The 20709-nt window shown below is 48.9% G+C and carries 22 protein-coding genes and 7 pseudogenes; 8 read left to right on the forward strand and 21 right to left on the reverse strand.

The features are described 5' to 3' along the window. Nucleotides 1-761: 761 nt before the first annotated feature. The 13 genes from A9587_RS23235 to A9587_RS23285 form a co-directional block, all read right to left on the reverse strand. Nucleotides 762-1397 (reverse strand): DsbA family protein, encoded by a 636-nt coding sequence (locus A9587_RS23235; RefSeq protein ID WP_105263985.1) that lies wholly within the window; start codon nucleotides 1395-1397, stop codon nucleotides 762-764. Nucleotides 1398-1486: 89 nt separating this feature from the next. Further along, nucleotides 1487-2503, reverse strand: a complete 1017-nt coding sequence (locus tag A9587_RS23240) for a hypothetical protein (RefSeq protein ID WP_157942550.1) — start codon at nucleotides 2501-2503, stop codon at nucleotides 1487-1489. 15 nt (nucleotides 2504-2518) lie between these two features. After that, nucleotides 2519-3004, reverse strand: a complete 486-nt coding sequence (locus A9587_RS24705; protein ID WP_157942551.1) for a hypothetical protein — start codon at nucleotides 3002-3004, stop codon at nucleotides 2519-2521. A 249-nt stretch (nucleotides 3005-3253) separates the two neighbouring features. Further along, the gene (locus tag A9587_RS23245; protein ID WP_105263987.1) at nucleotides 3254-3793 is read right to left on the reverse strand and encodes a fimbrial protein; all 540 of its coding nucleotides are present in this window, start codon (nucleotides 3791-3793) and stop codon (nucleotides 3254-3256) included. After that, complete coding sequence (locus A9587_RS23250) at nucleotides 3790-5130, reverse strand: FKBP-type peptidyl-prolyl cis-trans isomerase N-terminal domain-containing protein (RefSeq protein ID WP_172955465.1); 1341 nt, start codon at nucleotides 5128-5130, stop codon at nucleotides 3790-3792. Before A9587_RS23250 ends, A9587_RS23245 begins: the two co-directional genes overlap by 4 nt. 9 nt (nucleotides 5131-5139) lie before the next feature. Continuing rightward, on the reverse strand, nucleotides 5140-5673 hold the full coding sequence (locus A9587_RS23255; RefSeq protein ID WP_097762370.1) for a fimbrial protein: 534 nt from the start codon (nucleotides 5671-5673) through the stop codon (nucleotides 5140-5142). An 18-nt stretch (nucleotides 5674-5691) separates the two neighbouring features. Continuing rightward, on the reverse strand, nucleotides 5692-6237 hold the full coding sequence (locus tag A9587_RS23260; protein ID WP_123057494.1) for a fimbrial protein: 546 nt from the start codon (nucleotides 6235-6237) through the stop codon (nucleotides 5692-5694). Nucleotides 6238-6326: 89 nt separating this feature from the next. Further along, entirely contained in the window at nucleotides 6327-6383 is a 57-nt protein-coding gene (locus A9587_RS25315; RefSeq protein ID WP_236942018.1) for a hypothetical protein, read from the reverse strand. Nucleotides 6384-6488: 105 nt separating this feature from the next. Then, entirely contained in the window at nucleotides 6489-7220 is a 732-nt protein-coding gene (locus tag A9587_RS23265) for a fimbrial biogenesis chaperone (protein WP_097762371.1), read from the reverse strand. 98 nt (nucleotides 7221-7318) lie between these two features. Next, on the reverse strand, nucleotides 7319-9826 hold the full coding sequence (locus A9587_RS23270) for a fimbria/pilus outer membrane usher protein (protein WP_097762372.1): 2508 nt from the start codon (nucleotides 9824-9826) through the stop codon (nucleotides 7319-7321). A gap of 147 nt (nucleotides 9827-9973) precedes the next feature. After that, nucleotides 9974-10543: a fimbrial protein gene (locus A9587_RS23275; RefSeq protein WP_097762373.1), complete on the reverse strand. Its 570-nt coding sequence runs from the start codon at nucleotides 10541-10543 to the stop codon at nucleotides 9974-9976. Between the two features lie 78 nt (nucleotides 10544-10621). Then, the gene (locus A9587_RS23280; RefSeq protein WP_097762374.1) at nucleotides 10622-11167 is read right to left on the reverse strand and encodes a fimbrial protein; all 546 of its coding nucleotides are present in this window, start codon (nucleotides 11165-11167) and stop codon (nucleotides 10622-10624) included. A gap of 268 nt (nucleotides 11168-11435) precedes the next feature. Further along, nucleotides 11436-11726, reverse strand: a complete 291-nt coding sequence (locus tag A9587_RS23285; RefSeq protein WP_097762375.1) for an adhesin biosynthesis transcription regulatory family protein — start codon at nucleotides 11724-11726, stop codon at nucleotides 11436-11438. Nucleotides 11727-12393: 667 nt separating this feature from the next. Between A9587_RS23285 and A9587_RS23290 the strand changes: the two are divergent. From A9587_RS23290 to A9587_RS25320, 3 genes and pseudogenes are all read left to right on the forward strand, one after another. After that, nucleotides 12394-12717: pseudogene (locus tag A9587_RS23290) on the forward strand (IS110 family transposase); the annotation flags it as partial. A 99-nt stretch (nucleotides 12718-12816) separates the two neighbouring features. After that, nucleotides 12817-13128, forward strand: a complete 312-nt coding sequence (locus A9587_RS23295) for a hypothetical protein (protein WP_157942552.1) — start codon at nucleotides 12817-12819, stop codon at nucleotides 13126-13128. A gap of 26 nt (nucleotides 13129-13154) precedes the next feature. Beyond that, nucleotides 13155-13250, forward strand: a pseudogene (locus A9587_RS25320) (hypothetical protein); the annotation flags it as partial. A gap of 49 nt (nucleotides 13251-13299) precedes the next feature. Here A9587_RS25320 and A9587_RS23300 read toward each other — a convergent pair. Then, on the reverse strand, nucleotides 13300-13581 hold the full coding sequence (locus A9587_RS23300; protein WP_097762376.1) for a helix-turn-helix domain-containing protein: 282 nt from the start codon (nucleotides 13579-13581) through the stop codon (nucleotides 13300-13302). Beyond that, nucleotides 13562-13891 (reverse strand): type II toxin-antitoxin system RelE/ParE family toxin, encoded by a 330-nt coding sequence (locus A9587_RS23305; RefSeq protein ID WP_097762381.1) that lies wholly within the window; start codon nucleotides 13889-13891, stop codon nucleotides 13562-13564. Before A9587_RS23305 ends, A9587_RS23300 begins: the two co-directional genes overlap by 20 nt. 533 nt (nucleotides 13892-14424) lie before the next feature. On the opposite strand from A9587_RS23305, the gene istA reads away from it, so the two are divergent. After that, complete coding sequence (gene istA / locus A9587_RS23315; RefSeq protein WP_105263988.1) at nucleotides 14425-15597, forward strand: IS21 family transposase; 1173 nt, start codon at nucleotides 14425-14427, stop codon at nucleotides 15595-15597. Beyond that, nucleotides 15597-16054, forward strand: a pseudogene (locus A9587_RS23320) (ATP-binding protein); the annotation flags it as partial. The gene istA and the pseudogene A9587_RS23320, both read left to right, overlap by 1 nt. A 33-nt stretch (nucleotides 16055-16087) precedes the next feature. Here A9587_RS23320 and A9587_RS23325 read toward each other — a convergent pair. After that, nucleotides 16088-16564, reverse strand: a pseudogene (locus A9587_RS23325) (Tn3 family transposase); the annotation flags it as partial. Nucleotides 16565-16586: 22 nt separating this feature from the next. Here A9587_RS23325 and A9587_RS24890 point away from each other — a divergent pair. From A9587_RS24890 to A9587_RS23340, 3 genes and pseudogenes are all read left to right on the forward strand, one after another. After that, nucleotides 16587-16688: pseudogene (locus A9587_RS24890) on the forward strand (IS66 family insertion sequence element accessory protein TnpB); the annotation flags it as partial. 19 nt (nucleotides 16689-16707) lie between these two features. After that, a pseudogene (gene tnpC, locus A9587_RS23335) lies at nucleotides 16708-18279 on the forward strand (IS66 family transposase). 138 nt (nucleotides 18280-18417) lie between these two features. Then, nucleotides 18418-18624, forward strand: coding sequence for a FaeA/PapI family transcriptional regulator (locus A9587_RS23340; RefSeq protein ID WP_089644976.1), 207 nt, complete (start codon nucleotides 18418-18420; stop codon nucleotides 18622-18624). A 185-nt stretch (nucleotides 18625-18809) separates the two neighbouring features. Here A9587_RS23340 and pemK-mt read toward each other — a convergent pair whose 3' ends face one another. From pemK-mt to A9587_RS25585, 5 genes and pseudogenes are all read right to left on the reverse strand, one after another. Further along, entirely contained in the window at nucleotides 18810-19142 is a 333-nt protein-coding gene (pemK-mt, locus tag A9587_RS23350; protein ID WP_109043815.1) for a type II toxin-antitoxin system toxin endoribonuclease PemK-mt, read from the reverse strand. A gap of 1 nt (nucleotide 19143) precedes the next feature. After that, nucleotides 19144-19401, reverse strand: a complete 258-nt coding sequence (locus A9587_RS24575; RefSeq protein ID WP_109043816.1) for an AbrB/MazE/SpoVT family DNA-binding domain-containing protein — start codon at nucleotides 19399-19401, stop codon at nucleotides 19144-19146. A gap of 254 nt (nucleotides 19402-19655) precedes the next feature. Beyond that, a complete protein-coding gene (gene yacB, locus A9587_RS23355) occupies nucleotides 19656-19934 on the reverse strand; it encodes a type II toxin-antitoxin system toxin YacB (RefSeq protein WP_244487414.1) in 279 nt (92 codons plus the stop codon). Then, nucleotides 19934-20203 (reverse strand): type II toxin-antitoxin system antitoxin YacA, encoded by a 270-nt coding sequence (gene yacA / locus A9587_RS23360; RefSeq protein WP_089644973.1) that lies wholly within the window; start codon nucleotides 20201-20203, stop codon nucleotides 19934-19936. Before yacA ends, yacB begins: the two co-directional genes overlap by 1 nt. Before the next feature lie 380 nt (nucleotides 20204-20583). Beyond that, nucleotides 20584-20706: pseudogene (locus A9587_RS25585) on the reverse strand (EAL domain-containing protein); the annotation flags it as partial. Nucleotides 20707-20709 lie beyond the last annotated feature (3 nt).

The following is a 20709-nucleotide window of genomic DNA, read 5'->3' on the forward strand; positions in this document are numbered from 1 at the left end:
TCACAGAAATGGACAATGCCGTTAAGGGACTGGCGAATGGCAATGAGCCGCTTTATTATCGAGTTCGGTGACCGCCTGGACGGTCACTTCTGAGAAAAGGCATTTACACAGAATCCTAAACAGGCTCTTCTCCACATGCGCCAGGTCTACGCCCGGGGAGGTATAAATACATCTCGCCATGATGACTTGTCCATTATTGGTTTCAGTTTCGCTTAACAACATCACCACCTCCGATTTCATGTATTTCGTGGCTCAATACTGGGGCTGTGGATGCCTTCGCTAACACTTCACGGCTCAACACCGTGAACAGCTCTGGTGAGGGATTTTCCAGCGTCATGTTACCGTAACGGAACTACACCTTACAGGAACTGGCACTGACTGTACTCTGAGAGGGAGTGGATAAAGGCGGAGCAAGAGCAGTCATCGGTTCTTTTTTTCATCCGACATTATCTCCACAGGCAATAATTTAACGCCAGTGTCAGAAGAGGCTGTTACAGGAAGACGCCGCGAAACACACCCTCCGTTCTGCCAGAGTCAGAGTCATTTGAACAGAAGATTATCTTTGATATCGTGTTCTCATGTGATACAGGCAACAGAGGCTCCTGGCTGTGAAACCAGTTTAACTATTTGAAGTATAAACTCATTTGAAAATGATCTGCGGGGTTCTGCGGATGATGTTTTTTGTTCCATAACAGGCGCCCACTAGTTGAAAAGATGAGCACCTACGTTACCAATACTGGCTTAATGGCTACATACGGCGATCAGTTTACGCTTACCAGAAGTGATTTTACTGCTGCAACATAATTTTCACGAAACGCCTCCACGCTATCTGCATGAAAAGCACTGTTCTCAATACGATATCTGCCGTTGACATACATCGCAGGTGTTCCTGTTACGCCGTATTCCCTGAACAGACGTTTCTGCTTCTCCGTCATCTCTGCCACTTCCTTGCTAGCAAGTGCCAATGCATATTCTCCCGGATAAACCCCAGCCCGGATAAAAATTCCCGGGATATCAGCTGCTGATTTCAGTCTCCGTGTTTTCTGCACAGCGTTAAACAACAGCGGCTCCACTTTATCCTCCACTCCCAGCACCATCGCTACTGACCATGCCCGGGTCAACTCTTCACCCAGTTCTCCCAGAAAATCGGTATGGTACTTGACCAGTTTTTTCCCTGGAGGAAGGCTTTCGCGGATAGCTTTATCAATGCCGTAATCCTGAGAAAAAGCATAACAGGGAGGACAATAGAAAGAGAAAAACTCAACCACCGTTTCATTATCATGAACGGCACTCGACACAGGTTTATCCAGTAGCGAATATGTTGCTCTGTCCTGCGCATATACCGAACCAGACAGCGCTATGCACAAAAAAAGAGAAATCAGTCTGCTTTTACGCATTCTACATACTCCATAATTCAGCTATCAGATTCATATAGTTAGTCCACTATATATCAGTAAACAGTGCTTACTTTTTCTTTATCAGGAAACTAATTCACCAGGATCTGCAATACCGCACTTCCCTCAAAGTTTCCTGCAACCACTTTTGTAGGATCATTCAGATGATAAGTAGATTTTATTGATAATGTCTTTGTATGATTAACAATCATTGTTTCATCATATTTTCCATTATCAAAAGTTAATTCGCACATGCCTCCATCACCACAGAGTGTATAGTTATCTGTCTTGCCAGGTATTTTCTGTGCTCCTATAAATTTAACTGATAACGATGTCCCAGGGGTGCAGTTAATATTTAGGTTGTAGGGTTTTGTCTGATTACCATTGGCATCTACCCCAGTCATTACTCCATGAGATAAATTTATTAAAGATGAATCAAAATAGCACTTTGATAAAACACGCATCCTGATAATGATGTCATTTGCAGGATATTGAAGTTGCACCGATGGAATATTTCCCCATGGAGGGCTTAATTCATCTTGTGCTTTTGTGTAAATATTCGTTTCAATACCAAGTCGAACCGGAATACTAAGCAAGAAATCTCCTGGCACTGCGCTTCCTCTATCAATTTCTAATTCTCCAGTCCACGCCTTCTCATCCCATAAAGCACTGTTGACATAACCGACATACAAGGCCGCCTGATAGGCCCCATTGGACAACTCAACTTTGTCCAGTACATAGCTCTCAAAACCACTTGGGCTAATTCCCGGATTTAATCCCCCGCTGGATATAATCCTGTAACGTAATTTAGATACAGGGTCTGTAATCCAGCCTGATGGTATTAGAACCCAGCTTCTCCCATATCGCCTGTAGCTTTTCCCAGGTAAAAGATTAGTATTATTGACTAACATCACCAACCTAGAGTTATAGCGATTCGTTGCTTGGAGATATAGCGGTACTTTCTGAGTAGAATCATCAATTGTTATAGATGTCTCGGCAGTTCCATCATATGACTCAGGAACCCAAAAATGCCAAATCTGTTCTGCTCGTGTAGAACTTATAACGGTCAAAAGAAATACAAAGACAGCAAAAATCTTTTGTTTATTCAATTTCACCTCCAAGTATTATCTGGTCAATCCATTCAATACATCACTGGCTATATCAGCACATAACTTATCTGATTTATAACGATAAAAAGCATCCACAGTGTTTCGAATATGACCACCCACATCACTTCTGACACCATTATAAATGGATGCACCTGATATCAACCGCTCAAATTCAACCCTACGCCTGGCATAAACATCCGGATTAATTTTCTTCAACGCCTCCAGTTCACGTCTACATCGCTCCATTCTCTCAACCTCCCTCGACACTTCTGTCGGACGACTGACAGATACTGGCAGAGAAATGGCCTGACTTACCGGATTATTTTCTGGCAATGACGTTTTTCTAGTATTGCTTACTGCTTCCTGCAGACCAGACGGGCGATTCACCTGTTTTATTTCTGCTGTCGGTCTGAACTGTTGTATTCTGGTACTGCCCACACAACCGCCCAACAGAATCGGGCATAACAGAGCAATATATACTGTTACTGTTCTCACTGTCATTTTATTCTATCCAGAAATATTATTCCCCTGCCATAAAAATATATTTTATGACATTTTCTCTGACTATAACCAACAAGACGCCAGAATATGAATCATAAATAAACAAATACATAACAGAGTCGCATGCTGAATATTAATCACCTTGCATGCTGAAACTTCCAGAAAAAACTGCACATCGGAAACCAAATAATAAACCTTACACTCTGCGGAGTATATCCGTCATCTCCGGTCTGGAGGAATAAACTTACATCAAAAATAACTGATACTCATATTCGCTGATGCTGAAAAAGCGCCAGCCTCTATATCTCCACTGCTCGCCCGGTAAGGAACGGCTGTAAATGTGAATACCCCACTCTCTTTACCTGAAAGCCCTGTTTGTATCGGGTAACCGATTGAGTCCTGCCCGTTAAACGCCCCATCACCCAGTATCAGCTTTGTGGATGTCCCGTCCCCCTGATAAAGGGCAATACCAAAATTACTTACATTTGTAGCCAGCACATTTGTATTACTGCCAAGCTGACTACCCGTCACTTTCACATACGCTGTACCCTGTGCATAACTGCACTTAACAGGAACTGTGACTTTACGACGGTTACGTTCATTGGACACATCTGTCACAGAAACATCACCAAACTCCACTTCTATCATTTTCCCGTCATTCACCTGACAGGGAGGGATCAGAATTGTTCCTGTAATCTTAACCGGCACATCCACTGCCATCGACTGTACGGAGGTAAATAACAGCCCGGCAGCCACTGTTTCAATGAGCCTGCATTTTTTCAGTATCATGATTTTCTGGCCTCTTCTGCTTTCTCCGACTCAGGCTTTTTTTCCTGCTCCTGCTCTCCCGGTGATGTTTTCTCCTCACGCACATTCTCAACACGAATGGTATATACCATGGTGGCCCCGGGGGGAACTTTAGGTGGATACCCTGCATCGCCATAAGCCAGCTCTGGTGGAGCTGCCACTGTTATCGTTCCATGGTTCCTCAGCAGTAATAATGCAGAACGAAATAATGGCGGATAGTCCCCCAGAGGTTGGGATACAACCGTACCCCGTGCATCCATATCCTCAACAACTGTACCGTCAGTCAGTTTCTCCACGACAACCACATCAACAACAGTACTGTCACCACTAATCAGCTCGCCATCCCCCTCATGTTCAGTCAGGTACCAGAAACCGCTTCTGTCCTGCTGTACTCCTTTCTGTTTTTTAAAGGTTTTCAGCCACTCAGTGCCGGCTTTTCTCCATTTCCGGGCAGTTTCCTGACGGGCTTTATGAATACTCTGCTCTGCCTGTGACAGTGACGTCTGCAGTACATTTTCATTCATCTGCTCCCGGTGATTCAGCGCATCCCACACACCGGCCAGCAGAACACGGTTGTCTGTTTTAATTCCTGACAGGGCGTTTGCCGCCTGCAGCGATAATATATCCCTGCCCATCATCACACCGGCAGCATAGGCCTGTTGTTTTTCTGATGAATTCAGCTGTTCCATCTCCACTACAGGCATCCCGGCCATCTTTGCTTTCACCTCAGCAAGTGCAGACTTAAGAGATGTATTCTCCTTTTCTGTGGATACCAGCTTTGTCTGCACATTGCCCAGTCGCCGGACAAGACTGGCCTTCTCCCTGCCTGCCTGCTCCTGCTCTGCCAGTTGCTGTTTCAGTTCAATAACCTCTTCTGCAAACTGATTGCGATCGCTCTCGGCCTTTTCCGCCAGAGCTTCATAACTTTTTTTATGAGCCTCATTCTGCGCCTGTAGCCGGGCTTTAAGCTCCGCCACTTCTCCACTGCGATCCTCAACGGGCAGTTTTTTCATCTCCGTCATCTGCTCCCGTAACTGCCTGTTTTCTTTCTTAAGCTGTCTGAGCTCTGCTTCATACCGGGAAAGACGACGTTTTAATTCTGCACCGGCAATATATGCACTATCCTGTCCGGTAGTTCGCGGATGAGTTTTTCCGTCAGTCTGCTTCCTTTCTGCCTCCCGGGCATAACGCAGAATACCGGGAATATTCTCATCATCACTGGCCAGCGCATTATTCGTCAGACAGAACAACAGGCCCAGAAGACAACCTATCCAGAATCCCGGCAGACGCCTGAATAAATAAAATTTTCTGACTGGCATATACATCAGTTACTCATAACGCATTTCTAACGTTGCTCCCGCACTGAACGGTCCCGGCGTCAAATCTTCCATTTTTCCGGAATATCCCAGTGCGGCATACATGGTCAGAATTTTATCCGTACCGGCTCCGGTAATACTGTCATCCGGTATGTTCTGCCTGCTGTTATAGGAAACCCAGCTACCGGCTGTTTTTGTTCGCAGAAAAACCAGCAGCCCCTCATTATATTTTGTGGTCTGCAATCCCTGTTTTCCTGTCACGCTTACCGCATTTCCTTTTATGGTCATTTTTGGTGTACCAAGAAAGTACGGACACTTTACGGAAATACGCAGTTCCTGTTCATGCGACGGCGCACTGGCAGTTCCCAGTGTCTGAATCTCCACATCGCCCCAGTCTGTTTCTATCGGGTTACCGTCATTTACAGTACAGTCAGGGATTATCAGGTTCCCACTGAACCGGAGATTACTGGCAACATCCGATGCCTGTACTGCTGACGCGGATATCAGAAAAACTGCCGACAGCACGGTTACTGATATGTTCTTCATACCGGTATTCCTGTCTCTTTATTCGTATAAAAGCCCAAACGTTACCGTCGAAGAGTAATCCCCGGGCTGAACCGTTTTATTTCTGATTGCCTCCGGAGTGGCCTGCACAAACGCTTTAAAGTTCAGTGTAATACTGTTTGTTTCCACCTTATTTCCCTGTCCATGGTTATGAACCTGATTGAGTTTCAGCAAACTGCTGCCGTCAGTGTCAATAATGCCAATGCCCAGCCGCCCCCTGTTTCCCCCCGTAACCTGCAGATAACCAGGAAGTGCAGTTTCTTCAGTGCCACTGAAGGTCAGTTTCACAAATTTCCCCATGGTACTGGCATGGCAGTTAATCAACTTCACACGGAACTTCTCTTCATAACTTTTTCCCGGCCAACTGTAATAAAGACGTGCTGCCGTATCCATAAAGGTCACTTCCCGGGATGTCTCTGCGGGATCTATCTGACAGGGGCGATCCAATAAATTACCTTTAAAGCCAAGCTCCGAGGAAAATCCGGATACCGGCAGGAATATCACTGACAACAAGGCACTGAATAATCCACAGAGTACGCCTTTCATTGCCTCTCCTTCTGTTCATAATCCAGTCGCAAATACAATAAGGTGTTGTTATGGAGCCATCCTTTCGCTCCGGTAATGACCGCGCCACTTCAATTTGTCTTCGGTGTACACGGAGATGACAACAGGACGCCGCTAACTGTCAGCATCCCGGTACGTCCATTACACTGGCGACGGGCTTATCTGTCATAAAGACTTTATCCCGAATGACCAGTTCATCTCCGGCACTTCTGGTTAAACCTGTTACTGTGCGTTTATTTTTTCGTCGCTGTACAACGGTCTCCACTGCAGCTGAACTGCAGAACCGGACGTCCGCCGTAGTCGTTGATGTAGCTCAGGTACGGCGTACTGTATGTCCCTGACTTCACCATCTGCGTGGATTTCGGTGCCAGCATTACAGCATCAAACTCGCCTTCCTTTGCCTGTTTCTCACTGCCGCCAATACCAATCACCGTCACGTAATACGGCGTCGGGTTTTCAATCCGGTATCCCCCACTGATTTTGTTCAGTACCAACTGGTCCTGCCAGACCGCATTAGGTTTCGCCTCAATGGCCTTCGGGCGATAAAACAGTTTGATTTTGGTCTGCAGGGCTATCTGCAGTACATTCGCCTTATCACTCTTCGGAGGAATTTCACGAAGATTGAAATAGAACAGAGACTCCCTGTCCTGTGGCAGTTTGCTGATATCCGGAGTGCTGGCCAGACGGAGCATACTTTTCGCTCCCGGCTCAAGACGCTGCACCGGCGGAGTGACCACAATCGGTCCGGTAGTGATTTTTTCCTGCCTCTCATTCTCTACCCAGGCCTGGGCCAGGTACGGAAGCTGTTTGTTGTCATTAGTCACATTCAACGTCATCGATTTCTCACCACCGTTAAAAATCGCACGCGTACGGTCCAAAGAGATGGCAGCCTGGGCTGCCGGTACTGCGATCAGGCACGCTACCGCCATCAGCGTTTTTTTCAGCGCCGGTTTCATTTTCAGCATCTTTTCTTCTCTCAGTTTTCTGTCCCTAACAGCCCCATCAGCAGGGGGCCAGGACTTTCATTAATATCCGCAGAACACAGACTGTGAGTTGGTCTGTGTCACTGCGCCTTACGACAGGGCAGCAACAGTTGCTGTGCAGGGTCCAGATTTTCCGGGATATCCACCAGACACTGCGTCCTGCCGTCCCAGCCCACATTCAGGGTTTCCCCCGGACTAACCCCGCTCAGCCAGGCCAGACCACTGTCTGCCACCATCCCCAGTTCACGGCCTTTTGCGTTTGTCACGCTGGCACCAAACGGCGGATGGCTGTTATCTGCCAGACGCAGCACGGCAAACAGACGATTACCTTTCAGGACTTCAAACTCCCTGTAACCAATGGCCCCTTCCGTCAGGACTGACTCCACCACTGAACGGGTGGCCTCCATATCTTCCGGCAGCCTGTTCAGGTCCACCGATGTGGTGTTGCGGTAATAGCTGCTCACGTCCGTCACCACGCCAATTCCCCAGCGGTTGGTGGACACGCGCCCACCATCAACAGGCACACCCCCGACACCATCGGTATCTACCAGCAACCGGGTTCCTCCGTTCATCCCCCCGGCATGCAGAGCCGCGCCTTTCGCAGTAATCGTTGCGCCACCGGATGCACTCATGCCAAACGACGTATATCCTTTCTCAACGGCAGAAACATTGGCTGACAGATTCGCCAGTGAATTACTGTTGTTGTAATACGCGCTCATCTGGCTCTGTGAGGGCTGGTTACCACCGCTGCTCACACCAGCGTTCAGACTGTAACTGCTCAGTCCTTCATTCAGGGTGTCGCTGTACCCCACCGTATTGGTGTAGCGGTTATTACTCATACTGCCACTGTAGCTGACTGTCCCGCTCCCCCACGGCACAAACAGGCGTATAAATGCCGAATCGTTATCCCGGTTCTGGTATTTCGAACGGGATGCAGACAGCCCCAGGGAAATGTTCTTAAACCCGAAGGCATCGAAATAACGGTTCACCGACAGTGTGTAATAGTTCGATATCCGGCGGTCCCAGTAAGCCTGATAGCTGTACTGCAGGTTGACCGACGTCTTCCAGTCCTCGAAATTCTTGTTGAGCGTGACGGTGTACATCTCCTTCTCCCGTCCCGTAAAATCATTCCGGTAACGCGCACTGAGGTACTGGTCCATCGTCATGTAATTGCGCTCAGAGAAGCGGTAGCCCGCAAAGGCGATATCCGCATCCACGTCATCAAATCGCTTGGTGTAACTCAGACGCCAAGATTTACCCTGTTTCGTTTCCTTTCCGGGAATACGGGCCACAGACTGGGTCACATCAGCAGATAACGTACCGAACTCATTCAGGTCACGGCCCAGCCCCACAGCCAGGGCGTTGTAATCCCCGGCAACGATACCGCCACCGTAAAGTGACCACTTATTACTGATACCCCAGGATGCCTCACCGGCAGCAAAAACCGGCCCTTCCATGGTGTGTTCATAATTACGCGAACGACCGGAAACCAGCTTGTAACGTATCTGACCCGGACGGGTCAGATACGGCACATATGCCATGTCCACCTGGAACGTTTTTTTCCGCCCGTCCTGCTCGATAACTTCAACATCCAGACGACCACGCACGGAGCTGTCCAGTTCCTGAATGGTGAACGGACCTGCCGGCACGGTGGAGTCATAGAGGATGCGTCCCTGCTGCGAAATCACGACGCGCGCATTCGTATCCGCAATCCCTGAAACCTGAGGCGCATAACCGCGCAGTTTTGGCGGCAGCATGCGGTCATCACTTTCCAGGCTGGCACCGGTATAGCGCCAGGAACTGAAAACCTCAGAACTGATGTAGTTCTCACCCAGAGTGAGATTCGCGCGCCAGCGCGGGATGGCGCGGTACATGTAGAAACGGTTCCAGGTAAACTGGCTGTCTGTCCCCTGCCCACTGCCGGAAGAGTGATTCAGGTTCCCCTGATAATCCGCACGCAGACGCCAGGCACCAAAGTTGGCACCGGCAGTCCCGTTATAGCTCAGCGAACGGGACTGCTTGCCTTTATAGGGTTTGTTCACTGCGCCGTTGATGTTGTAGTCCAGCAACAGTCCCGGTATACCGTTATCCCAGCGAGATGGAGGCAGCCAAGAGGCGTCGGAGTACTCCAGCCAGGCCTGTGGCATATTGATATACAGTATCCCTTCGGCCAGATTCGGACGTATTTCCACCCCCGGCAACTGGCTGAGATCCGCACATTGCCCGTCATTCCAGTACGTAACTTTTTCCTGAGAGGTTTCTGTCAGTCCCATCCGGCTGACCATCTCCGGCGTCAGACAGGCCTGTGGTAACGCCTTCTTCCCGTCTGTGACGGAAACCGGCGGCTCCAGAAACGTCACCGGAAATGCCGACGGAGAAATCCCCTGGTCATTCACCATAATTTCCATCTGGTACTGCCCGGGCATGATATATCCCGCCTGGGAGAACCGGGAAAAATCAATATTCTGTCTGTCTGCTGCATCCAGAACATCTGTATTAAAGTCGACGGCATAAGTCGGTGTGCCTGCCAGGGAAAGCATCAGCGCGTATGTAATGCTGTTAACAGCAAAAGAAGAACCATTTTTCATTATCAGCCACAACCTTTAATACAGACTGTCCCTGAAAAAGACAAAGCCCCTCCTGCATACAGGATTTAATTATCTCCCCCTGTCGGAATATTTAATTAAATACAGGAAAGCTTCTGTCTGTTATCGACTTTATTTTTATTGACTCTGTTATTCGTAATCCACTTTAAAACGTAATGCGGCATAATAATTCCCTGCCTTAAACGGTCGCCCATTACGAACGAGACGCAGGGTATAATTCAGCCCTTCTTCATTTCCGTTCAGAAATAACGGTGGCATCACTTTACCGACACGGGTAGGGTAGCCATGGTTATCCAGTATCTGCAAATTGATACCTTCTGCCTGGCCGATCAGCAGGAATTCCTCGGATGTATCTCCCTGCAGACCATCAAAACTCATCCTGACAAGACTCGCCGTATAAATCCGCTTACCAGCCTCCGCCAGTTCACAATTACGTAACCGCAAACGGAGTTTCTTTTCATTGTTCACAAAATCACGAACCGGCCCCATGTCAATTGCCTGCCAGATGTTTTCCATATCCAGCGTACAGGCCGGTATTATTACCTGTCCCTTAAACGTCGCCCATCCATCCCACCAGGCATGCTCCTCTCCCCAGTACTCCGGCTGAGTCATTCCCGACATCGGTAATGAGGGGAAAAACGAGGCCTGAATTGCTGAGCACCAGAAAAATGTTACCGAAAGGATCATGCGCCAAATCATGCAATATTCCTTATTTCTCAGCGGTAATAGCCGGGGCAACGCCCCGGCATATCCGGTTTTAGTCCCAAAAACAATAAATTATTGATAGGTCAGGTTGAAGTTGGCTGCAGCAGCAAAGTCACCCTCTTTTACGCTATCAGCGGTTGATGCTTTCTGAACCCAGGCGCTGTAACGCATGGTATTATCGCCAGCTTTCAGGTTGTACTTGCCTGCAGCAGTGGCACCATCAAATTTTACAAACTCGCCAGTAGCTGTAGACATCTTGATAGCCGTACCGGTATCACCAGAGGTCCCCAGCTCAGAACCATCCCCCGTCAAGGATGAACCGGAGAAAGTGATAGTTACTGTTTTTGCACCATCTGGTTCTGATAAATCACAGTTAACCAGCTTAATATCAACATCTTTCTTCTGGGAAATACCTTGATTATTCAGGTGTGCTTTAGAAATCTGACCAAAATCAATCGTCTGGTCTGCAGATTCCGGAGCAATGCCGCAAGGTGCATTAATAACAGTCCCTTTAAAGTTTACCTGACCCTGCCCTTGATTACTTGATGCAGGGGCAGCATTTACACCAAAAGAAACCAGAGCCATTGCGACTGCGCCAGCCATAACAGTTTTAATCATTTTCACAAAAACCTCATATATAAAAAGAATAAAACAGATATCCAGTTAAAACTAACTGGAGTGATTACGCTAAATAATAATAACGCAACCACGCCAGTCAATGTTTATATATATAACACAGCAATCTGCATAAAAATATAAATATGATTATTTCCGCATAACTAAAATAAAAGGTTAAAGTGGCGACCTGATCATAAAAACACAATCAGCAAAAACCTTATATATAAAAGAAAACAGAAAAAGCACGTTTAAGAATACTGCTACATTATCAATCTTCCGCAGATAACTCTGATTTTATATAAAAACGAACCATTTTAACAACATTACGATTAATAATTTGAAAACGCTTTAGCGCACAAGATAAATAGCTCTGAGAAACCTCGTTACGCTCACAGGCCTCCTTGCGGGTATACCCCATTACCAAAAAATCTCTGAGTGCATAAATAACCTTTTCGCTGTGTATCGGAGATATTTCAACCATTAACCAGAAATAATACTCTGACATACATCCAGAAGATAAAGTCTCAGTCTGCATTTTCTTCAAAAATATAAGCAACATCTTACCCAATAAGAGCGCATGAACTCAGTGGATACTTCGGTAAAATAACCAATCCCCCCGTTCACGCCACAAGAATAACAAAGCACTTTATACTAAAAAACATCAATTTAACGATCTTTACAACCAAAAAAAGGAAAATAAACAAAATAAAACAATGAAAAAAAACAAATAAACAGAACAAAAACCTAACAACACAAAAAAGTACAGATAAAAAGATTGCTATTTAGCAAAATAGCAGAATGGATAGCCACAAGTAAAAACAAACAAAACAATGACATTAATCAAAAAAAACATTGTTTTTTTTATAAAAAATGGAAAAATACACTTACCAGCCAGCAAAAATAGGACGCTAAATATAAATAAAAATATAATTTCATTAAGTTATCATAAAAACAGGCACCTAAAGAATGCAGGTCAGCATCTCGTCCGGGAGAATGTCTTACTGCAGACCCAACCCTGTTACTTTATTCGCACCTCCTATAATGGGGGGTTAGCCAGCCAGACCCAGCATGATTACTGCCCCCAGTCGTCCAGGGGATGTCACCGGGTCTTGTGGGGGCAGGTCAGACATCATGTCGGGATCGTCTGTAACGTGGATTCTGATACCGGCTCCCCGAGGTTATCTGGTTAACCCGTGTAAACAGGGACATATAAGCAGGGAGACACAATGACCGAATCCAGCCATTACGAATCAGCCCAAGTCTTTATTGGCATTGATGCGGGTAAAGACACCCATCACGCAGTTGCAGTTAATCGTTCCGGTAACCGTTTTTTTGACAAAGCATTACCCATAGCCGTTGCCCGCTCTGAAGGAGTCCTTGTCGGATACCTTCCCGGACTGGCAATGCGACGCATCGCCGACTTGCTCGCCAGTGAAGCAAAAACCGATGCCCATGATGCGGCCATTATTGCCAAAGCTACACGTACTCTGCCCTATGCTCCTCGCTCACTGAAACTGGCTGACGAACAAATCGTCCGAGTAGGAAGCCTGACGGCTGCGGCTTGTCATGGCCTGAAATTACCGTTATAAAAACAGACAATGTCATTGTCTTTCAGGTAGTTATATGGCCCGTTCAGCTAAACCTCGTAAATGAAAACCCGCCCCTCAAAGAAGCAAGCTCCCCGCTATGTTGTGAAACTTCACGACGATGACTTTTTTGATGAAGAAGAAGCTGAGGTTCTGCGCTTTGATAATTTTGACGATGCCGTTGAGCGCTGCGCAGACCTGAATATTCCCTTCTTTGTGGATGCCGGAAACAAAAAGCTGGTCTTCTGGTTTGTACGTGTTGATGACGAAGGGTATCCGGAAATAGCCCGCTGCACGGAGCGGGAGTTTGCGACCATTCTTGCCGGTATCAGCGCCGGCGGCATGTACTGCCCGGAGTGCGGCGCGGCTCACTGACCGGACGGAGTCACCCCGCCCTTCTGATGCTTCCCCGTTTTGCCGACATTTTTCAGCAGGGAAACCGCTGGCTTAACTGGCTGGAGAAACAGCCGGAAGGTTCAGTACGTCCAGTGGTGATTGGCGTTTTCGTAATGTGTGGTGCTATTCATAGTTGACTCCCCCCTTCATTCAATAAAGGGCAATTACAGGTTTTTTGATACCGCACGCATGGGCATAGCGAGTCAGTGTATCGATGCTGGCTTTAGTGATGTTGTTTTCCAGGCGGGAAATAACCGGAGGTGTAACCCCCATTCGTTCAGCAACCTGTGCTTTTGTCAGGTTGTCATGCTTACGCCATTCTGCAAGCAACTCCCTGAGCTTCTCCTTGAGTTCTTCTTCCTGCCATGCAGCGCGATATTCGTCATCCTGCATCCACTCGTTATGCAGTTCTTTATGGCTTACCAGTTTCATTAAGTACCTCCGCTAACCGCTTTCTGGCGAGATCTATTTCTTTTGCTGGCGTTTTTTGAGACTTCTTGATGAAAACCCGGAGCATGATGATGGTATTACCTTTGTGGTATACCCAGATGCCTCGGGCTATATCCGTCCCCATCGTGCGGATCTCAAAAAGTCCATCACCCAGGGGTTTTGTGTCCGGTTCCCGCAGTAATCGGGCGTCATACTCCAGTTTGCCGATGAGACGGTCAAACTTCACCCTGATTTTTACAGGTAATGCTGTGGCTTCTTCCCTGGCTTCCGGGTGATAAACAACGCTAAACATATGACCTCCCATTTCGATAAACATTAACCTATATGCTAATCTCATGCAAGGTGAATTAACCTGTAAGCTAATGTAGCAACTTGTTGTTTATGCGCGCCAGCGCATGTAAGGCGGCACGCTGTTGTTTTATATGTGGCACTGGAGTAAAACCGCCGGAGCCCGCCGTAAGCCGGTACGGTCGTCCGGATGTCACCAGTCCCCCTCCCGCCCTTGTATGTAATAGGATTCGATGGCTAGCTACCATCGTATGAAGCAGAGTGAGCCTGTTCCCGCCCTGAAGGTCAAACCTTGATTAGCAGCAAAAGCCCTCTGCTTCACCTTTCACGCCAGCATTAACATTGAACGGTTGCCAAGAGCGATGACTCTGCATGTACAAGAGGAATAGGCGTGATGGTTTGGTGAAAGGAGAATATTCATGTTTCAGTTAGGTATTGTTAGCGCCAGTGATATAAGACGGTAATTCACCATTTGGATTGTCCGCTCCACCCAACATGTTGTTTCCTTAAGGTTCTCACACCAGAAAGGACATCAACATGCTGAGCAGAGAGGACTTTTATATGATAAAGCAAATGCGCCAGCAGGGCGCGTACATTGTCGATATTGCGACTCAGATTGGTTGCTCTGAACGAACGGTCAGAGGTTACCCCAAATACCCTGAACCGCCAGCCAGAAAAAACCGCCACAAAATGGTTAAGCTGAAACCGTTTATGGATTACATCGACATGCGCCTGGCAGAGAATGTCTTGAATAGCGAGGTTATCTTCGCGGAGATTAAGGCAATGGGCTATACGGGCGGACGTTCCATGCTGCGTTACTACATCCAGCCCAAACGTAAAATGCGTCCGTCAAAAAGAACAGTTCGCTTCGAAACTCAGCCTGGATACCAGCTCCAGCACGACTGGGGCGAAGTTGAGGTGGAGGTTGCCGGGCAACGGTGCAAAGTTAACTTTGCGGTTAATACGCTGGGGTTCTCCCACCGTTTCCATGTCTTCGCCGCACCAAAACAGGATGCTGAGCATACCTACGAATCACTGGTTCGCGCCTTCCGCTACTTCGGTGGTTGTGTGAAAACAGTGCTGGTTGATAACCAGAAGGCTGCGGTGCTGAAGAATAACAACGGGAAAGTCGTGTTCAACTCCGGATTCCTGTTGCTGGCCGACCACTATAACTTCCTGCCACGGGCATGCCGTCCACGCAGGGCCAGAACAAAAGGTAAGGTTGAGCGGATGGTGAAATACCTCAAGGAGAACTTCTTCGTCCGGTACCGCAGGTTCGACAGCTTCACTCATGTCAATCAACAACTGGAGCAATGGATAGCCGATGTGGCTGACAAACGGGAGCTTCGCCAGTTCAAAGAAACGCCGGAACAGCGCTTCGCGCTGGAGCAGGAACATCTGCAGCCGTTACCGGATACGGACTTCGATACCAGTTACTTCGACATCCGCCATGTGTTCTGGGACAGCTATATCGAGGTTGGTGGTAATCGTTACAGCGTTCCCGAAGCGCTGTGTGATCAGCCGGTATCGATACGAATATCGCTGGATGACGAGTTGCGGATCTACAGTAATGAGAAACTGGTGGCCTCACATCGCCTCTGTTCGGCATCGTCTGGCTGGCAGACCGTGCCGGAGCATCACGCCCCGCTCTGGCAGCAGGTCAGTCAGGTGGAGCATCGGCCACTGAGTGCCTATGAGGAGCTGTTGTGATGCATGAGCTGGAAGTCCTGCTGAGTCGCCTGAAAATGGAGCATCTGAGTTATCGCGTTGAAAGCCTGCTGGAACAGGCAGCTAAAAAAGAGCTGAACTACCGGGAGTTCCTGTGCATAGCGCTACAGCAGGAATGGAACGGCAGGCATCAGCGCGGTATGGAGTCCCGGCTGAAGCAGGCTCGTCTGCCGTGGGTCAAAACGCTGGAGCAGTTCGACTTTACCTTCCAGCGGGCATCGATCGTAAGGTCATCCGGGAACTGGCAGGTCTGGCGTTCGTGGAGCGCAGCGAAAACGTGATCCTGCTGGGACCTCCGGGTGTAGGAAAAACGCATCTGGCCATAGCTCTTGGCGTGAAAGCGGTGGATGCGGGACATCGGGTACTGTTTATGCCACTGGAAAGACTGATCGCGACACTGATGAAAGCGAAACAGGAAAACCGGCTGGAGCGTCAGCTAGGGGTCCGCTTGGAAAACGGAAAATATCCCACGCTAAGACTGTTTTTTGTACGATTCGATATCGACACTGCGTAATGGTCGGTACTTCCCTGTACCCAGCTTAAGATTATTACGCCAGACATAATCCCCATTAAGATTGATATGCTCCCAGCCCAACGGCGAAAGGTGAGAGAGCAGTTGGTCATTAATCGGGAGCTTTTTTCGTTTCAGTGACTCAATGGCTCTTTCTATGTATACCGTGTTCCATAACGTGATTGCCGCTGTCAGTAACGTCAGCCCACTGGCCAGGTAACTCTGATTCTCCAGCCCCCTGTCCCTGATTTCACCCAGCCGGTGCATAAAGACCGCTCGCGCAAGAGCATTACGGGCTTCCCCTTTATTCAGCCCAGCTTGTACACGTCGTCACAAACCTGGATCACGAAACCAGTCCAGCATAAACAGTGTCCGTTCGATTCGACCTACTTCTCTCAGCGCTTTGGCCAGTCCATTCTGTTTTGGGTAACTGGCTAACTATTGCACCGTTCGTGACAGTGACGGCAAGGTGCACCTTACTCCGGCTCAGTTATCCATGCTTCTTGAGGGCATCGACTGGAAACATCCAAAACGAACGGAATGCGCTGGAATCCGCATATAACCCGTTGTAAAGTGAGGATATGGGCACCTCACTTGCTCATGAGAACGCTCGCCTGCGGGCAGTGTTGCAGACACAACAGGACACCATCCGCCAGATGGCTGAATACAACCGCCTGCTCTCACAACGGGTGGCGGCTTATGCTTCCGAAATCAACCGGCTGAAGGCACTGGTTGCGAAACTGCAGCGCATGCAGTTCGGTAAAAGCTCAAAAAAACTTCGCGCAAAAACCGAACGGCAAATACAGGAAGCACAGGAGCGAATCAGCGCACTTCAGGAGGAAATGGCGGAAACACTGGGTGAGCAATATGACCCGGCACTGCCATCTTCCCTGCGCCAGTCTTCAGCCCGTAAACCGTTACCGGCCTCACTTCCCCGTGAAACCCGGGTCATCCGGCCGGAAGAGGAATGCTGTCCTGCCTGTGGTGGCGAACTCAGTTCTCTGGGATGTGATGTGTCAGAGCAACTGGAGCTTATCAGCAGCGCCTTTAAGGTTATTGAAACACAACGTCCGAAACTGGCCTGTTGCCGGTGTGACCATATCGTGCAGGCGCCGGCGCCTTCAAAACCCATTGCACGCAGTTATGCCGGAGCGGGGCTTCTGGCTCATGTTGTCACCGGGAAGTATGCAGACCATCTGCCATTATACCGCCAGTCAGAAATATACCGTCGCCAGGGCGTGGAACTGAGCCGTGCCATGCTGGGTCGCTGGACCGGTGCCGTTGCTGAACTGCTGGAGCCACTGTATGACGTCCTGCGCCAGTATGTGCTGATGCCCGGTAAGGTACATGCCGATGATATCCCCGTTCCGGTCCAGGAGCCGGGTAGTGGTAAAACCCGGACAGCCAGGTTGTGGGTCTACGTTCGTGATGACCTTAACGCCGGTTCACAGATGCCCCCGGCGGTCTGGTTCGCGTACAGCCCGGACCGGAAAGGTATCCATCCACAGAATCATCTGGCCGGTTACAGCGGTGGGCTTCAGGCCGATGCTTACGGTGGTTACCGGGCGTTGTACGAATCCGGCAGAATAACAGAAGCCGCGTGTATGGCCCATGCCCGGAGAAAAATCCACGATGTGCATGCAAGAGCGCCAACCGATATCACCACGGAAGCCCTGCAGCGTATCGGTGAACTTTATGCCATCGAGGCTGAGGTCCGGGGATGTTCAGCAGAACAGCGTCTGGCGGCATGAAAAGCCAGAGCTGCGCCACTGATGCAGTCACTGTATGACTGGATACAGCAACAGATGAAAATACTGTCGCGTCACTCGGATACGGCAAAAGCGTTCGCATACCTGCTGAAACAGTGGGATGGCCTGAACGTGTACTGCAGTAATGGCTGGGTGGAAATCGACAACAACATCGCAGAGAACGCCTTACGGGGAGTGGCCGTAGGCCGGAAAAACTGGCTCTTCGCGGGTTCCGACAGCGGTGGCGAACATGCGGCGGTGTTGTACTCGCTGATCGGCACATGCCGTCTGAACAATGTGGAACCAGAAAAATGGCTGTGTTACGTCATTGAGCATATCCAGGACTGGCCGGCAAACCGGATACGCGATCTGTTACCCTGGAAAGTTGATCTGACCGCTCAGTAAATATCAATACGGTTCTGACGAGCCGCTTACAAACAAAGAACAATCATTGCTAATAACAACGAGATAAAGATGGGATGGAATTTAGCGCCAGTGAGGATGCATAATAAGAAAAATCACAGTTAAGAATGTTAAAAGAAGATGAAGAAAGAGCAGATACTGGATTTTATTCAGGAAATAAAGACACCATGCAGAACGACTGATATTGCCACGCGTTTCGAAATGAGTGCTTATCAGGCCCGCCATTATCTTATGTGTCTTGAAAAAGATAGAAAGATCAGACGTACCCCTCTTCGTCGAGGGGCCCGTACTTTATGGGAGGTAGTAAGGGAAACGAGAAAGCATTAATAAAATATTATGCATTGTTTCAGCATAAAATGAAAACATCAGTCGCCCTATGACATAACCACTGAACGTAAAGGCTGTACGAAACGCTCTGACCGTCCAATAACCGTTTGGCTTACATCCGTACATCCCCTTACGTAAATGTACAGAATTGCACGTTTTCTTATGGTTGTCCTCAACCCCCGTGTTCAGGTCAGAATAGTGGACAGGCGGCCAAGAACTTCGCTCATGATAGTCTCCGGGACCCGTTCGAGTCGTTTGCCGCCCCGGGCTTTCATATCGATTGTTCGGGGTTGGTCGCAACGCACAACACCGGTGGTACGTATGCCGGCACCATCCAACGACACCGCAAAGCCGGCAGTGCGGGCAAAATTGCCTCCGCTGGTTACGGGCACAACAACAGGCAGGCGGGTCACGCGATTAAAGGCCGCTGGTGTGACAATCAGCACCGGCCGCGTTCCCTGCTGCTCATGACCTGCGGTAGGGTCAAGCGAAACAAGCCAGATTTCCCCTCTTTCCATGTCAGATCTCCTCCTGACCTGCTGACGGAGCATCCAGCCACTCTCGTTCTTCTGCTGAGATATCAGCATTCGGATCGCACTGTGCCAGCAGCTCAGCCAGTGAATACTGCGGACGTCTATGCGGCTCCACGATCAGCCGACCATTATCAATGGTCATGCCAACTTCATTACCTGTACCCAGAGACAGAGCATTCAACAGTGCCGGTGGAACGGTCAGCATTACTGAGCCGCCAACCTTCTTCAGTCGGGTGGTATGCATATTACACCTCCATAAAAGTTATATTTAAATATAACATTCGCAATAAAAACATACCAGGCCTTAACACGGAGTATTTAACAACAGTCAGTCCAGCACGATTGCTTCCATATGCAGCAATATCGGCAGCAGCAGGCCGCTACTTCTGGTCCGGGCTGCTGATGTAACACTGCTCTTCGGCAATCGCCTGTGCTCATTTGGTGGCCAGCTCATCATTATTCATGGTTATTGCATCTCCTTATATCCGGACAGCCCCTCTATGGCCACTTCTGTGCGGTATGCAATACGCGCAGGATATACACTTTTCCCCACTGGCTGTCGACCTCATAAACCAGAACAAAATGGGGGTGAATAACCAGTTCCCGGGTTCCTTCCACACGACCGTTGCGACCTTTATACGGCTGCCCGACCAGGCTGCTGGCTGAATAACCAATCCGTTCGTCCAGTTCAATGGCGGCCATCAGGTTCTGCTCCGCAATGTACTCACGAATGCGCTTTCTGTCCTGGCTTGCCAGCATGGTCCAGAATATCTCCATCATTTACCGGCAATCTTCCTGCTCATCTCATCCCGCCATGCAGCAGCGGAAGATTCGACCATGTCATGGGGAAGCACATCACCGCACTCGAGTTGCTGACGACCAGCCTCAACCTGGTCACGGAACCAGGTATTATGCTGCCGTTCAACGGTCTGACGCATAAAATCCCGGATTAACTGAGAGCCATTACGGTCCATGCTTTTTGCAGCGGCCATAAAAGCATCCTTCAGTTCAGCATCGATTCTTAAACTCATATTAACCTGTGCCATTCATCACCTCGTCATTACTACATATATACGCAGTATATAACGATTCAGATATCATCACCAGGATATGCCACGCCAGCGGCATGGAAGGCGGCACTCCGTTGTAGCATATGGCGCAGGAGTAAAACCGCCGAAGCCCGACGTAAGCCGGTACTGATTGATAGATTTCACCTTACCCATCCAGACCCTGCTAAGCCATACCCGCCTTCAGCCATGAGAGAGCTTCTGTGCGCGGTCGGAGTGGTCCCGACAAGGGTTTACCCGCAGTCGGGGCGTATCTCCGCGTTAGCGGGCCGTAAGGGCCGCTTACGAGCGTGTATGCCAGACGTACAGCGGTTTCTTCCAGTTCCTTCTGGTTGGGCTCCGTTTCCCAAACGGAGCCCCAGAAGCTCTGCACCGGACACAGTAAGGTCGGATGCAGAAACCACTGGCTGGAGATACGGTTCAAATTCCCCGTTACTGAGAGCGCGAAGCAGTCTGTCTGCCGATACAAAATCACTGCCCATACC

Source organism: Escherichia sp. MOD1-EC6162 (assembly GCF_002965125.1).
Taxonomy (GTDB): domain Bacteria; phylum Pseudomonadota; class Gammaproteobacteria; order Enterobacterales; family Enterobacteriaceae; genus Escherichia; species Escherichia marmotae.